Genomic DNA, 14193 nt, shown 5'->3' on the forward strand with positions numbered 1-14193 from the left:
GGTATTGCACAGTTCTGAGGCCTGTGGTGATCCTGTGGGAGCGGGCGAGCCCGCGAAAAGGCCGGTGCAAGCGTCAATCGACCCCGACAAAGCCCCCGGTCTGGTGGTGCCACAACCGGGCATACAGCCCTTGCTGCTCCAGCAACTCACTGTGGCTGCCACTTTCGGCAATTCGTCCCTTGTCCAGCACTACCAACCGGTCCATACGGGCAATGGTGGAAAGCCGGTGGGCGATGGCAATCACCGTCTTGCCCTGCATCAGCGTCTCCAGGCTTTCCTGGATGGCAGCCTCCACCTCCGAGTCCAGCGCTGAAGTGGCCTCGTCCATGATCAGGATCGGCGCATTCTTCAACAGGACCCGGGCAATGGCGATACGCTGACGCTGACCGCCCGACAACTTGACCCCGCGCTCCCCCACATGGGCATCGAAACCGGTGCGGCCCTGGGCATCCGAAAGCTGTGGGATGAACTCGTCAGCCCGCGCGCGGCGCACAGCTTCATGCAGTTCTGCATCGCTGGCACCGGGGCGGCCGTACAGCAGGTTTTCGCGAATCGAACGGTGCAGCAGCGAGGTATCCTGGGTGATCATGCCGATCTGTGCACGCAGGCTGGCCTGGCTCACCTTGGCAATGTCCTGGCCGTCGATGAGGATGCGCCCACCCTGCACGTCGTACAGGCGCAACAGCAGATTGACCAGAGTCGACTTGCCTGCCCCGGACGGGCCGATCAAACCGATTTTCTCGCCCGGGCGGATGTCCAGGTTGAGCCCTTCTATGACATTGGTGGCCTTGCCGTAATGGAAGTCGACGTCATCGAAACGCACCGCGCCGCGGCTGACCTTCAGGGCCGGCGCATTGGGCTGGTCGGTGACGGTGACCGGCTGGGCGATGGTCTGCAGGCCGTCCTGCACCATGCCGATGTTCTCGAAGATGCCGTTGACCACCCACATGATCCAGCCCGACATGTTGACGATGCGGATCACCAGGCCAGTGGCCAGGGCGATGGCACCCACGGTGATCAGCGATTGGCTCCACAGCCACAGGGCAAGGCCGGTGGTGGCGACCACCAGCAGGCCATTGAGGGTGGTGATGACCACGTCCATGCTGGTGATCACCCGGGAGGCCAGCTGGGTTTTCTCGGTCTGCTCGCGGATTGCCTCACGCGCATACTGCTGTTCGTAGTCGGTATGGGCGAACAGCTTCAGCGTCGCGATGTTGGTGTAGCCATCGACGATACGCCCCATCAGCTTGGAACGTGCGTCCGAAGACACTACCGAGCGCTCCTTGACCCGTGGCACGAAGTAGAACAGCGCGGCAATGTAGCTGACGATCCACGCCAGCAGCGGCAGCATCAGGCGCCAGTCGGCCTCGGCGAACAGCACCAGCGAGGTGATGGCGTAGATCAGCACATGCCAAAGCGCGTCCACCGCCTGCACGGCGGAATCGCGCAGCGAGTTGCCGGTCTGCATGATGCGCTGGGCAATACGCCCGGCGAAGTCGCTCTGAAAGAAGTTCAGGCTCTGCTTGAGCACATAGGTATGGTTTTGCCAGCGGATCAGGCTGGTCATGCCGGGGTTGATGGTCTGGTGCACCAGCAGGTCGTGCAGGCCGAAGAACAAAGGCCGCAGCAGCAGAATCACAACTAGCATCCAGATCAGCTCGCCGCTGTGCTGGCTGAAGAAGTTGGCATTGGGCGTACCCTGGGCCAGGTCGATGATGCGGCTGAGGTAACTGAACATCGCCACCTCGATCAGCGAGGCGACCAGGCCGACCACCAGCAGGGCCACGAAGCTGGGCCACACCTGGCGCAGGTAATACAGGTAGAACGGCCACACCGTGCTCGGGGGGGCTTCGCTCGGTGCCTCGCGGAAAATATCGATCAGTCTTTCGAAACGGCGGTACAGCATGGGCGACAACACTCCTGTTCGTCCGACCCTCAGGCGGTTTCACATCCCTGTGAAGCCTGCAGTCAGTCGATACGTTTGGCGGACTTGATATAGACCGGATCGGCCGGTACGTCGCGCATGCCTTTTTTGATGGTGGTCGGCGAGTTGACGATCTGATCGACCACTTCCATGCCTTTGGTCACTTTGCCGAACACGGCATAACCGGCGTCGCGACCTGGGTTTAGGAAGTCGTTGTCGGCGACGTTGATGAAGAACTGGCTGGTGGCCGAGTTCGGGTTGGACGTGCGTGCCATCGACAGGGTGCCGCGGGTGTTCTGCAGGCCGTTGCTGGCCTCGTTCTTGATCGGGGCCTGGGTTTCTTTTTGCACCATCTGGTCAGTGAAACCGCCGCCCTGGACCATGAACCCCGGGATCACGCGGTGGAAGATGGTGTTGTTGTAGAAGCCGCTGTCCACGTACTGCAGGAAGTTCTTGGTACTGAGCGGTGCCTTCTCGGCGTTCAGCTCGATTTCGACCTGGCCGAAGCTGGTGTCCAGCAGGACGTGCGGGGTCTTGTCGGAAGCCATGACACTGGTGGCGAAGGCGACCGAGCAGGCGGTGAGCAGAAGTTTTTTCAGCATGGGCTCAAAGATCCTTGAGAGGTGGAAGCGGCTGCGAGGAATTGCAGCAGGGTCTGGTTGAAGACCTCGGGTTGATCGAGGGGTGTAGCGTGCCGGGAATCGTCGACGACGACCAGCCTGGCGTTGGGTATGAGGGCGACGTAGCGCTGTTTGAGTTGTATCGGCGTGTAATCGTGGTCGGCGGCGATCACCAGGGTAGGACAGTGAATCTGCCCGATGCGTTCCTGCACGCCCCAGTCGACGATGGCGTCGAAGCTTTTCAGGTAGGCGCGTTTGTCGTTGCGCGCCCAGCGCTGGGCCATCTTCTGCCGCAGGTCTGCCTGTTGTGGTTTGGGGAACAGCCGCTCGGCCAGCCCCTTGCCGACGGTTTCGACACTGAGCACGCGCGCCAGGCTCCAGCGCTTGAACCACCATAGCCAGTCACTGCGGGTGCGACGCTTGACCTCGGGGGCGCTGTTGACGATGCACAGGCTGCGCAACCATTGTGGGTGGTCGACGGCAAACTGGAAGCCGACCATGCCGCCCATGGACAGGCCGACGAAGTGCACCGGGCCTGTGTGCAAGTGTTCGAGCAGGGCCAGCAGGTCGGCACTGAAGGTGGCGATCTGGTAACCGTCAGCGGGTTTGTCGGAGCGACCGTGGCCGCGGATGTCCATGAGTATCACCCGGTAGTGGCCGCTGAGCACCGGCACCTGCAACTCCCAGTCCTGGCAGCTGGAGCCCAGGCCGTGCAGCAGCACCAAGGGTTCGCCCTGGCCATATTCCTCGTAATGCAGCGTGCATCCTTCGTGTTCGAAATAGGCCATGGGCGCGGTCCTCTCAGGCTTGTGGGGGGGCTGCGAAGGGCACGTCCAGTGGCGCGGTGTCGAAATTGCGCAGCAGGTCGATGAGAATCTGCGTGGCCGGGCCCAGGGTCTTCTCTTTGCTCGAATAAAGGTAGAACAGTGGGTGGCGGCTGCCACCCTGATCCAGCGGCAATGGCTTGAGCACGCCTTCGCGCAGCTCGCGCTCGATCATGTGACGGGGCAGCCAGGCAAAGCCCAGGCCGCTGCTGACGAAGGTGGCGGCGGTGCCCAGGCTGCCGACGGTCCAGCGCTGCTCGGCGCCCAGCCAGCCCACGTCGCGCGGTTGGGCGCGGCCGGAGTCGCGGATCACCACCTGCAGCTGGCTTTCCAGGTCCTGGAAGGTCAGTTCGCGTCCCAGGCGGTGCAGACTGTGTTCGGGGTGGGCGACGGCGATGAACTCCACTGCGCTCAATTCGGCGCCCAGGTAGCCGCCGATGCTGTAGCTGCTGATGGCCAGGTCGGCGATGCCTTCGTGCATCACTTCCTCCACGCCAGACAGCACTTCTTCACGCAGGCGCACCCGGCAGCCGCGGCTTTGTGGCATGAACGCAGCCAGCGCGCGCACCAGGCGGGCGCTGGGGTAGGCGGCATCGACCACCAGGCGCACCTCGGCTTCCCAGCCCTGTTCCATGTGGTGGGCCAGGTCTTCGAGCTGGCTGGCCTGCTTGACCAGGTGGCGCGAGCGGCGCAGCAGCACATTGCCGGCCTCGGTCAGCACCGCCTTGCGGCCATCGATGCGCAACAGCGGGACGCCCAGCTGCTCCTGCATGCGGGCCACGGTGTAGCTGACCGATGACTGCGAGCGGTGCAAGGCCTCGGCGGCCTGGGCAAACCCGCCGTGATCGACCACTGCTTGCAGGGTTCGCCACTGGTCAAGGGTTACGCGCGGCGCTTTCATCTTTCGCTCCTGTTGTCCTAAGCTGCGCTCTTTCAAGGAGAGCGGCCCATGAAGAAATGTTGTGCGGCAATACTGATGTGCCTGCCCCTCGGGGCCATGGCTTATCCCATCGATGTGGAGAAGGAGCTGACCGGGGTCAAGCTCGACTACACCGCCTATGACACGGCCTATGACATTGGCGCCATCACCCTCAACAACTATGGGCAGGTCCCGGCGGCGTGCAAGGTGACCTTCCGCAATGGCCCAGAGGCACCACGGGTGCGCCGGGTGAACGTACCGGCGGGTAAAAGCGTCGATGTCACCGCCAAATTCAATCGGCAAATCATCAAACTACGGATCGCCTTGAACTGCAGCGCGGAATAAACTGATTAATCGATAGATTGGACCCACTTTTTACGCTTTTTTATCGATAGGTCAAGCCTTAATCTCACCTCCATCGAATCGCACCCTTTTTTGCCGATGGAGGCACCCCCCATGTCCCGCGTACTGATCATCGAAAGCAGCGCCCGCCAGCAGGATTCCGTTTCCCGTCAGCTGACCAAGGACTTCATTCAGCAATGGCAGGCCGCTCACCCGGCCGATCAGATCACTGTGCGCGACCTGGCAGTAAGCCCGGTTCCCCACCTGGACGCGAACCTGCTGGGTGGCTGGATGAAGCCCGAAGAACAGCGCAGCGCCGCCGAACTGGAGGCCCTGGCCCGTTCCAACGAACTGACGGATGAGTTGTTGGCTGCCGACGTACTGGTGATGGCTGCGCCCATGTACAACTTCACCATCCCCAGCACCCTGAAGGCCTGGCTGGACCATGTGCTGCGTGCGGGTATCACCTTCAAGTACACCCCGACCGGCCCGCAAGGCCTGCTGACCGGCAAGCGCGCCATCGTCCTGACTGCTCGCGGCGGCATCCATGCGGGTGCCAGCAGTGACCACCAGGAACCGTACCTGCGCCAGGTGATGGCTTTCATCGGCATCCACGATGTCGACTTCATCCATGCCGAAGGCCTGAACATGAGCGGCGAGTTCCACGAGAAGGGCGTCAACCAGGCCAAGGCCAAGCTGGCGGCGGTGGCCTGAGGCTTCACGAATTCCCAAACCTGACACCTGTTTTTGCTCCTTTGGGTGTACCTGCCCGGCTTGTATGGCCGGGCTTTTTTATGCCTGGGGTTTTCAGGTCGCCAGTGCCGGCCTCTTCGCTCGCCGGAAGATATGCAGGTCCCTGTGGGAGCGGGCGTGCCCGCGAAGAGGCCGGTACAGCCCCTACATTCCTCATGGTTGAACTCATTCGCTGCAACCCGCTAAGGTCGCGGCCTTGATTCACGAGAGGCAACCATGGGCTACCTGATAATCGTCGCGCTGATCCAGGCGTTTTCCTTCAGCTTGATCGGCGAGTACCTGGCCGGGCACGTCGACAGCTATTTCGCAGTGCTCGCCAGGGTGCTGCTGGCCGGCCTGGTGTTCCTGCCGCTGACCCGCTGGCGCCAGGTCGAGCCACGCTTCATGCGCTGGATGCTGCTGATCGGCGCGTTGCAGTACGGCATCACCTACGTCTGCCTGTACCTGAGTTTCCGCGTGCTTACCGTACCGGAGGTGCTGCTGTTCACGATCCTCACGCCGCTACACGTGACCTTGATCGAAGATGCCCTGAACCGGCGCTTCAACGCTTGGGCGCTAGTGGCCGCGCTGGTCGCCGTGGCCGGTGCTGCCGTGATCCGCTTCGACAGCATCAGCGGCGAGTTCTTCATCGGCTTCCTGCTGCTGCAACTGGCTAACTTTACCTACGCCGCTGGCCAGGTGCTGTACCGTCACCTGGTCGCTCGCCATCCCAGCGACCTGCCACACTACGCGCGCTTTGGGTACTTTTACCTCGGCGCGTTGCTGGTGGTGCTTCCGGCCTTCCTGCTGTTCGGCAACACTCAGCACCTGCCGAGCACTGATGTGCAATGGCTGGTGCTGTTGTTCCTGGGGCTGTGTCCGACGGCGCTGGGGCTGTACTGGTGGAACAAAGGTGCATGCCTGGTTTCTGGCGGTACGCTGGCGGTGATGAACAACCTGCATGTGCCGGTAGGGCTGCTGCTGAACCTGTTGATCTGGAACCAGCACGAGCCGCTAGGGCGGCTATTCATCGGCGGGGGGATCATCCTGGCGTCGGTGTGGCTGAGCCGCCTGGGTGGTCGCGCGCAAGCACCGCTGGCCGGCAAGGCCTGACGCGCCCTTTGATCCGGGGGCTGCAAGGCAGCCCCAGCAATCTCAGGCCTCGTTCATTTCTTCAAGGCGACGCGGCATCGGTTCTGCCGCCGTACGCCCGGCCAACCCCACGCGCATATCATTGCCACTCGGCTGCTGATACAGGCTCAAGCCGAACTCCGGCAATACCGCCAGCAGATAGTCGAAGATATCCCCCTGGATGCGCTCGTAATCCGCCCACACCGTGGTGGTGGTGAAGCAGTAGATTTCCAGCGGTACGCCTTCGGCGGTGGTCTGCATCTGCCGCACCATGCAGGTCATGTTCGGATGAATATTGGGGTGGTTCTTCAAATAGGCCAGGGCGAACGCGCGGAAGGTGCCGATGTTGGTCAGCTTGCGGCGGTTGGCTGACAGGTCCGCCACCGGCCCCAGCGCCTCGTTCCAGTTTTGCAGTTCCTGGCGCTTGCCCGCCAGGTAGTCACTCAGTAGCTGCACTTGGCTCAGGCGCTGTTCTTCTTCGCGGGTGAGAAAGCGCACGCCGGCGGCGTCGATGAACAGGCTGCGCTTGATGCGCCGGCCACCGGACTGCTGCATGCCGCGGTAATTGCGGAATGACTCGCTCATCAGGCGCCAGGTGGGGATGGAGACGATGGTCTTGTCGAAGTTCTGCACTTTCACCGTGTGCAAGGTGATGTCCACCACGTCGCCATCGGCGCCTACCTGCGGCATTTCGATCCAGTCACCCACATGTAGCATGTCGTTGCTGGTCAACTGCACGCTGGCGACGAACGACAGCAGGGTGTCCTTGTACACCAACAGCAGCACCGCCGACATCGCACCCAGGCCGGACAGCAGCAACAGCGGCGAGCGGTCGATCAGGGTAGCGACGATGACGATCGAGGCGAAGATCCACAGCATCATCTTGGCCAGTTGCACGTAGCCCTTGATCGAGCGGGTGCGGGCATGTTCGGTACGGGCATAGATGTCGAGCAGGGCATCCAGCAGGCATGACAGCGCCATGGTCATGAACAGCAGGGTGAAGGCCAGGGCGACATTGCCGAGGAAGTGCTGGGCGGTGTCGGACAGCTCAGGCACCAGCTTCAGGCCGAATTGCAGCACCAGGGACGGGGTTGTTTGCGCCAGGCGGTGGAACACCTTGTTGTGGCGCAGGTCGTCCAGCCACTTCAGCGCAGGCTGGCGGGCCAGCAGGCGCGCGCCGTGCAGTATCAGGAAGCGCGCCAGGCGGCCGACTACCAGGGAGATGAGCAGCAGTACCGCCAGACCGATGGCGGCGTGCAGCATGGGATGTTGGTCGAGGGTGCCCCACAGGTCGAGGGAGTCACGCCAGATTCGTTGGATATCCATGGGCTTGCGTACAGTCTTGTTGCGAAACGAAGCCGTATTAGAGCGCGGATAGCGACAAAGTTGCCAAAAGAAATTCGGCTAAGGCTGCAGAAAACGTTACCCTATGCAACTGAATTTCCCGCACTTGTCTGAGGTTACCTCCGTGTTCTCCCAATTCGCCCTGCATGAACGCCTGCTTAAAGCCGTGGCCGAGCTTAAATTTGTCGAGCCAACCCCGGTGCAGGCCGCGGCCATCCCCCTGGCCCTGCAAGGGCGGGATCTGCGTGTGACTGCGCAGACCGGCAGCGGCAAGACGGCGGCCTTCGTACTGCCACTGCTCAACCGTCTGGTCGACCTCAGCGGTCCGCGTGTCGAGATTCGCGCGTTGATCCTGCTGCCGACCCGTGAACTGGCCCAGCAAACCCTCAAGCAGGTGCAGCTGTTCTCGCAGTTCACCTACATCAAGTCGGGCCTGGTGACTGGCGGCGAAGACTTCAAGGAACAGGCCGCCATGCTGCGCAAGGTGCCTGACGTGCTGATCGGCACCCCGGGTCGCCTGCTCGAGCAGCTCAATGCCGGCAACCTCGACCTGTCCCACGTGCAGGTCCTGATCCTGGACGAAGCCGACCGCATGCTCGACATGGGCTTTGCCGAAGACATGGAGCGCCTGTGCAAAGAGTGCGAAAACCGCAAGCAGACCTTGCTGTTCTCGGCTACCACCGGTGGCGCGGCCCTGCGTGACATCATCGGCAAGGTGCTGAAAGACCCTGAACACCTGATGCTCAACAGTGTCTCGCAACTGGCTGAAGGCACCCGCCAGCAGATCATCACCGCCGACCACGACCAGCATAAAGAGCAGATCGCGCAGTGGTTGCTGGCCAACGAAACCTTCGACAAGGCGATCATCTTCACCAACACCCGCGCCATGGCCGACCGTATCTATGGTCACCTGGTGGCCAAGGACGTGAAGGCTTTCGTGCTGCATGGCGAAAAGGACCAGAAGGACCGCAAGCTGGCCATCGAGCGCTTCAAGCAGGGCAGCTCCAAAGTGCTGGTAGCGACCGACGTGGCAGCCCGTGGCCTGGACATCGACGGCCTGGACCTGGTGATCAACTTCGACATGCCACGCAGCGGTGACGAGTACGTCCACCGTGTGGGCCGTACCGGCCGTGCTGGTGGCGAAGGCCTGGCGATCTCGCTGATCACCCACAACGACTGGAACCTGATGTCGAGCATCGAGCGCTACCTCAAGCAGCAGTTCGAGCGCCGGGTCATCAAGGAAGTGAAGGGCACCTACAACGGGCCTAAGAAGGTCAAGGCCTCGGGCAAGGCGGCCGGTAGCAAGAAGAAAAAGGTCGAGAAGAAGACTGGCGACAAGAAAGCCGCAGCCAAGCGCAAGCCTACTGCCAAGCCGAAGGCCAACGCGCCTCTGGCCAGTGCTGACGGCCTGGCACCGCTGAAGAAGCGCAAGCCTGCTGCTGAATAAGACTCACGCAGGCCCTTTGCAGAAGCGACGCAAGTTCGCATCTGCGAAGGGCGTGCGCAGGCGACGAACGATCACTCCGCTTTTTTCTCTGCCTGTTTCAACTCCTTGATCCGCTGGTCGATCAGCTGACACTTGTCGGGCAAGTCCTTGCTCGCCGTCCCCAGATCCATCCCCTGAAGCTCATCATTGATCTCCTTGGCCTTTTGCGGGTTCTGCTCAGTCAACTGAGTAACCAGCCCGGCCAGCTCCTCACGTTTCTGCGTTGCTTCTTCAGGTGTGCATGCCCAAGCGGGCAGGGCGCAGAGCAGGGCAGTGGCACAGGCTATGGGCAGTAGCGGTTTCATCCTTCCAACCTCCGGCGGTGGTGATGCCCGGTGGAGGGCTGTGGGTGCAGGGAAGTTCAGGGCTTGCGACCGATGGAAGATTTCTTTGGTGGTGGTAGTCCGTTTCTGAAACGCTCCCGTATCCCTCCAGCGCTGTTGAGCAGCACGCTACGTCGCTCTAGTCTCGAAAGAAAAGAGGGGGTGTTGTATGTACAGCTGTAAATACAGGTCGTCCCATGTTCTTTGAATGACTAAAGGCGCTGATAGGTGTCGTCGTGTACACGGAGAGGCGGGGTGAGGTGATACGCATCATTTCTGCAAGAAAAGCCACCAAACGGGAGGCCAGGTACTATGACCAAATCATCGAGAACTGACTGGAGCCGCCTGGCCCGACAGGACGACAAGGATATCGATACATCAGATATCCCTGAACTGGACCAGGACTTTTTCCGCCAGGCCGAGCTGCGCGTTCCCGCCAAGCAGACGGTGACCATTCGACTGGACTCAGATGTCCTCGCCTGGTTCAAGGAGCAGGGCAGCGGCTACCAGACCCGCATCAATCAGTTGCTGCGCCAGTACATGCAAGCGCAACAACGCCAGCGCTAAGCGCTTCGGAACGCTTGGCAACCTTGGCAGGTCCCAACCTGTGTACCCCTTTCGTCCACAGCAGGAGCCCGTAGCCATGAGCATCGCCTACGACTGGGACCTGATCGAACGCTTGCTGCACGAAGTGCAGAACGGCGCCGGTCACAGCTTCACGCCCCGCCCCTATGCCGAGCAGCATGCTGCGGCACTGGCCGCCAAGGGTGAGCCGGTGGGTGACGTGGATCACCTGAAAACCCGTGCATGCGAGTATGAAAAGCTGCTATTTGAGCGCGGATTCATTGAATGCCGACCTGAAGAGGACGGCGGCAATGGCGAAAACTTCGTCCTGACCGAACGCGGCTCGCGCTTGATGAGCCTGATCGACAGCAGCATCCCCGGCTTCGAGCACCCGCGCCAGGTGCTGGATGAGCAGGAGGATGCGCTGGACGAAACGACGTTCGAACGGGTATCTGCGAAGGCACAGATTGCTTGAGGTCGTTTTAAGGCTGGCAAGTGCAGCGTTCGAAACCCGATAATCGGTAGCTTCTGAACGCTGCCGAGCCTTGCCCATGCCTACGATCACCCCAGAGGCCCGCTTATGAGCGCGGTCCGCAAGAACCCTGACGCCTTTGCCTTCCAGGTAATGCTGGGCCTTTGCCTGATCTGGGGCTGCCAGCAGGTACTGATCAAGACCGCTGCCGTCGACATCGCGCCGGTGATGCAGGCAGCGCTGCGCAATGGCATTGCCGCTGTGCTGGTAGGGCTGATGCTGTGCTGGAGGGGTGGCTGGGAGCAGGTCGGCAGCACCTGGCGCGCAGGGCTGGTGGCGGGCGGGCTGTTCGGGGTGGAGTTTCTGTTCATTGCCGAAGGGCTGAAACTGACCTCGGCGGCGCACATGTCGGTATTCCTCTATACCGCGCCGGTATTTACCGCCTTGGGCCTGCATTTTCGGCTACCCAGTGAACGCTTGCGGCTGCTGCAGTGGCTGGGCATTCTGCTGGCCTTCGGCGGCATTGCCATGGCCTTTGCCGGTGGCTCTTCGTTCGAGCACATGGACGGCCGCACCTTGCTGGGTGATGCCTTTGGCGTGATCGCCGGGCTGGCCTGGGGCGCGACCACGGTGGTGGTGCGCTGCTCGCGGTTGTCGGAGGCGCCAGCGACCTTGACCCTGTTCTATCAGCTGGCGGTCGGTTTTGCCGGGCTGTTGCTGATCGCCCTGCTCAGCGGGCAGATCGGCGCGGTGTCGCTGACGCCGCTGGCGATGGGCAGTGTATTGTTCCAGGGGATTGTGGTGTCGTTCATCAGCTACCTCACCTGGTTCTGGTTGCTGCGCAAATACCTGGCGTCGAACCTCGCGGTGTTTTCCTTCATTACCCCATTGTTTGGGGTAACCTTTGGCGTTTTGCTGCTGGATGAGCCGCTCAGTGCGAATTTCGTGGTGGGGGCGTTGATGGTGTTGTTGGGTGTGATCCTGGTCAGTGCCGAGCCTTGGGTGAAACAACAATTGCGGCGGTTGGTAGGGTGATGGGTTGCCTGTACCGGCTCAGGATGCAACCTTGGCCTGACAGGCGCTTCCTTGTTGTGCATCACCCGGCAACTGGACCAACCCGCCAGCCACCACCAACCCGCCCGCCGCCAGCATCAATGCGGGTTGCAGCCCACCGCTGTAGTGGCTGCTGAGCGCCGCCAGCAGCGGCCCACTCAACTGCCCCAAGGCAAAGCATGCGGTCAGCAGCCCGGCATTGCGCTGTGTGGCCTGTGGCGCCAACTCGCGCGAGCGTTGCATGACCAGTTGCATGCAGGCCAGGAACGGCCCGCCACACAGCGCAACACCCAGCGCCAGCCCGATACCCCCACCCAACAGGCAGGCCAGCACACCCAGCCCTTGCAACCACAGGGTGGCGGTCAACCAGGTTGAAGTGCGGCCACCACGGCGCACGCTCACCAGCAAGACGCCCAGCGCCGCCGCCAGGCCAAACGCCGGCCAGAACAGGTCCGCCAGCCACTGCCCGCGAAACTGCTGATTGGCCATCTGTGACAGAAAGGTGGCTGGCAGGATATAGCCCATGCCATACAGGCCATACACCAACCCCAGGCGGCCAGTGCCGACATTGCGCGTCGCGCCTGGTCGTACTGGCGACTGAGTCGGTGCCGCTTGCAATGCCCGTGGCAACCACGGCCGCACGGCCAGCAGCATCACCAGCGCAGCCACGGCATAGATCAGCCACAGGGCTGCCGAGCCAAGCCCCAGCACATGCGCAACCAGTGCCAGTAGCCCGGTCACGGCGATACCGAGGCCGGGCCCGGCGAATACCAGCGCTCCCAGGCGTTGGCGGTTGTGCGCAGTGGCTACTTGCTGGCTGAGGCTGGTGATCATCACCAGCACCCAGGCGCTGGCTACGCCTGTGCCGAAGCGCAGCAGCAGGTGCCCCCAGAAGCCATTGGCAGCCCAGGAGGCCAGGGTCAGCAGCACACACAGCCACAGCCCGCCATGCAGGCGCCGCCGTACCTGGCCTGGCGAGCGGGCGAACATGGCGTCCACCGCGCCCACGAAATAGCCCAGGTAATTGGCCGCCGCGACCAGCCCGGCGACTGTCAGGTCGAACTGGCCTTCGGCAATCAGTTGCGGCAGTTGCGGGGTGAGGGCGAAACGGCCGATGCCCATGGCCATCATCAGCGCCACGGCGCTGGCGAGCAGTTGAATGAGTGGCGACATGACAGGTCTCCTGCGCGGGTAAGCGATAGATGGCAGGTTAGGGCGGTTTATTCTTCAATAAAATTGAATAATGGTGATCAAGTTGTTCTGTTTTGGAGAATGCCGTGGAATTCAGCCAACTGCGTATCTTCCAGGCCGTGGCCGAGGAGGGCTCGGTTACCCGCGCCGCAGAGCGCCTGCACCGGGTGCCATCAAACCTTTCCACGCGCCTGCGCCAACTCGAGGAGCAGCTGGGCGTCGATCTGTTCCTGCGCGAACGTCAGCGCCTGCAACTGTCGCCAGCAGGCAAGGTGCTGCTGGACTATGCCAACCGTATGTCCGCCTTGCGCGACGAAGCGCTGGGCGCCGTGCGTGGCGGTCAGCCGGCTGGGGACTTCGTGCTGGGGACCATGTACAGCACGGCGGCGACCCACCTGCCAGCGTTGCTGGCGCGCTATCACCAGGCTTACCCGCAGGTGAACCTGCAAGTGCGTGCTGCACCCAGCGGCGAGTTGCTTGAAGGGCTGCTGAACCACACCCTGGATGCTGCTCTTGTGGACGGGCCACCGAGCCTTGCCGGGCTGGATGGCGTGCCGCTGTGCGATGAGCAACTGGTACTGATCACCAGCCCCGAACAACCGGCGGTACTCACAGCCAAGGACGTGGCGGGCAAGGCGGTGTTCACCTTCCGCCAGGGTTGCTCGTACCGCATGCGCCTGGAGGCCTGGTATGCCCATGCCCATACGCCGATGGGGCGAGTGATGGAGATCGAGTCGTACCAGAGCATGCTGGCCTGTGTGATCGCGGGTGCGGGTGTGGCGATGATGGCCCAGTCGATGCTCGACAGCCTGCCTGGGCGTGATCGGGTGAGGGTGCACCCGCTGCAGGCACCTTTCGATCAGGCGGTCACCTGGCTGATGTGGCGCCAAGGTATGCGCGGGGCTAATCTGCAGGCATGGATCGACCTGCAACAAAGCGAAACGATTAACCAGTCGTCGGAATGCGCTGCCACGGCTTGATCCGAGTCAAAATCGCCCTTATCTGTAGGAACAGAGGAATGCGTAATACAGGACATCGGGCTATGATCTGTATGAAACATCGCAGGATTGATTTGCCGTGAGGCTGACCCGTCAAGGGGGCATTATGAATAAACCACTGTCAAACTGGCTCCATGACCTGGCTGTCGCCTTGGGGCTGATTCCACCACCCTTGCAGCCGGTGCCGATCCCGACTGATGAAGAGCAGCGCAAACGTCAACCGCGTCGGCGCTGATTAACGACAAAGGCCGCTTCACCCGAGTGGGTGCA

Annotated in this window: 16 protein-coding genes and 1 pseudogene; 10 read left to right on the top strand and 7 right to left on the bottom strand. The window is 62.0% G+C overall.

The window, feature by feature from the left end:
* Positions 1-73: 73 nt before the first annotated feature.
* The 4 genes from AC3RCM_RS07095 to AC3RCM_RS07110 form a co-directional block, all read right to left on the bottom strand.
* Entirely contained in the window at positions 74-1906 is a 1833-nt protein-coding gene (locus AC3RCM_RS07095) for an ABC transporter ATP-binding protein (RefSeq protein ID WP_492629447.1), read from the bottom strand.
* A gap of 62 nt (positions 1907-1968) precedes the next feature.
* On the bottom strand, positions 1969-2526 hold the full coding sequence (locus tag AC3RCM_RS07100; RefSeq protein ID WP_020191622.1) for a peptidylprolyl isomerase A: 558 nt from the start codon (positions 2524-2526) through the stop codon (positions 1969-1971).
* Positions 2520-3332: an alpha/beta fold hydrolase gene (locus AC3RCM_RS07105; RefSeq protein ID WP_014590064.1), complete on the bottom strand. Its 813-nt coding sequence runs from the start codon at positions 3330-3332 to the stop codon at positions 2520-2522. Before AC3RCM_RS07105 ends, AC3RCM_RS07100 begins: the two co-directional genes overlap by 7 nt.
* A 13-nt stretch (positions 3333-3345) precedes the next feature.
* Positions 3346-4269, bottom strand: a complete 924-nt coding sequence (locus AC3RCM_RS07110; protein WP_003254610.1) for a LysR family transcriptional regulator — start codon at positions 4267-4269, stop codon at positions 3346-3348.
* Positions 4270-4317: 48 nt separating this feature from the next.
* Here AC3RCM_RS07110 and AC3RCM_RS07115 point away from each other — a divergent pair, with 48 nt between their 5' ends.
* The 3 genes from AC3RCM_RS07115 to AC3RCM_RS07125 all read left to right on the top strand — a co-directional run bounded on the left by AC3RCM_RS07115 (position 4318) and on the right by AC3RCM_RS07125 (position 6474).
* A complete protein-coding gene (locus AC3RCM_RS07115) occupies positions 4318-4632 on the top strand; it encodes a hypothetical protein (protein ID WP_012051530.1) in 315 nt (104 codons plus the stop codon).
* Between the two features lie 111 nt (positions 4633-4743).
* Positions 4744-5343, top strand: coding sequence for an FMN-dependent NADH-azoreductase (locus AC3RCM_RS07120; RefSeq protein ID WP_003254608.1), 600 nt, complete (start codon positions 4744-4746; stop codon positions 5341-5343).
* 255 nt (positions 5344-5598) lie between these two features.
* Positions 5599-6474 carry a carboxylate/amino acid/amine transporter gene (locus AC3RCM_RS07125; protein WP_064492102.1) on the top strand — a complete coding sequence of 292 codons (876 nt, stop codon included), beginning with the start codon at positions 5599-5601 and terminating at the stop codon, positions 6472-6474.
* Positions 6475-6516: 42 nt separating this feature from the next.
* On the opposite strand, the gene AC3RCM_RS07130 is transcribed toward AC3RCM_RS07125, so the two are convergent.
* Entirely contained in the window at positions 6517-7818 is a 1302-nt protein-coding gene (locus tag AC3RCM_RS07130) for a mechanosensitive ion channel family protein (protein WP_014590066.1), read from the bottom strand.
* Positions 7819-7921: 103 nt separating this feature from the next.
* Between AC3RCM_RS07130 and AC3RCM_RS07135 the strand changes: the two genes are divergently transcribed.
* A complete protein-coding gene (locus AC3RCM_RS07135) occupies positions 7922-9283 on the top strand; it encodes a DEAD/DEAH box helicase (RefSeq protein ID WP_104886541.1) in 1362 nt (453 codons plus the stop codon).
* Between the two features lie 71 nt (positions 9284-9354).
* Here AC3RCM_RS07135 and AC3RCM_RS07140 read toward each other — a convergent pair whose 3' ends face one another.
* Positions 9355-9627, bottom strand: a complete 273-nt coding sequence (locus tag AC3RCM_RS07140) for a hypothetical protein (protein WP_012051554.1) — start codon at positions 9625-9627, stop codon at positions 9355-9357.
* A 230-nt stretch (positions 9628-9857) separates the two neighbouring features.
* Between AC3RCM_RS07140 and AC3RCM_RS07145 the strand changes: the two are divergent.
* The 4 genes and pseudogenes from AC3RCM_RS07145 to AC3RCM_RS07160 all read left to right on the top strand — a co-directional run.
* Positions 9858-9980: pseudogene (locus tag AC3RCM_RS07145) on the top strand (BrnT family toxin); the annotation flags it as partial.
* On the top strand, positions 9958-10212 hold the full coding sequence (locus tag AC3RCM_RS07150; RefSeq protein ID WP_004576871.1) for a BrnA antitoxin family protein: 255 nt from the start codon (positions 9958-9960) through the stop codon (positions 10210-10212). The pseudogene AC3RCM_RS07145 and the gene AC3RCM_RS07150, both read left to right, overlap by 23 nt.
* 76 nt (positions 10213-10288) lie before the next feature.
* The gene (locus AC3RCM_RS07155; protein WP_014590069.1) at positions 10289-10684 is read left to right on the top strand and encodes a hypothetical protein; all 396 of its coding nucleotides are present in this window, start codon (positions 10289-10291) and stop codon (positions 10682-10684) included.
* A gap of 105 nt (positions 10685-10789) precedes the next feature.
* Positions 10790-11716: a DMT family transporter gene (locus AC3RCM_RS07160; RefSeq protein ID WP_010955209.1), complete on the top strand. Its 927-nt coding sequence runs from the start codon at positions 10790-10792 to the stop codon at positions 11714-11716.
* Between the two features lie 18 nt (positions 11717-11734).
* Here the strand turns inward: AC3RCM_RS07160 and AC3RCM_RS07165 are convergent, their stop codons facing one another.
* Positions 11735-12907 (bottom strand): MFS transporter, encoded by a 1173-nt coding sequence (locus tag AC3RCM_RS07165; RefSeq protein ID WP_104886538.1) that lies wholly within the window; start codon positions 12905-12907, stop codon positions 11735-11737.
* A gap of 104 nt (positions 12908-13011) precedes the next feature.
* On the opposite strand from AC3RCM_RS07165, the gene ptrR reads away from it, so the two are divergent.
* Both ptrR and AC3RCM_RS07175 read left to right on the top strand, forming a co-directional pair.
* Positions 13012-13905, top strand: coding sequence for a putrescine utilization regulator PtrR (gene ptrR, locus AC3RCM_RS07170; protein WP_492629448.1), 894 nt, complete (start codon positions 13012-13014; stop codon positions 13903-13905).
* Positions 13906-14029: 124 nt separating this feature from the next.
* Positions 14030-14158: a PA1414 family protein gene (locus AC3RCM_RS07175; protein WP_009683677.1), complete on the top strand. Its 129-nt coding sequence runs from the start codon at positions 14030-14032 to the stop codon at positions 14156-14158.
* Positions 14159-14193: the final 35 nt, after the last annotated feature.

This window comes from Pseudomonas sp. GW823-FHT05G12 (assembly GCF_058795575.1).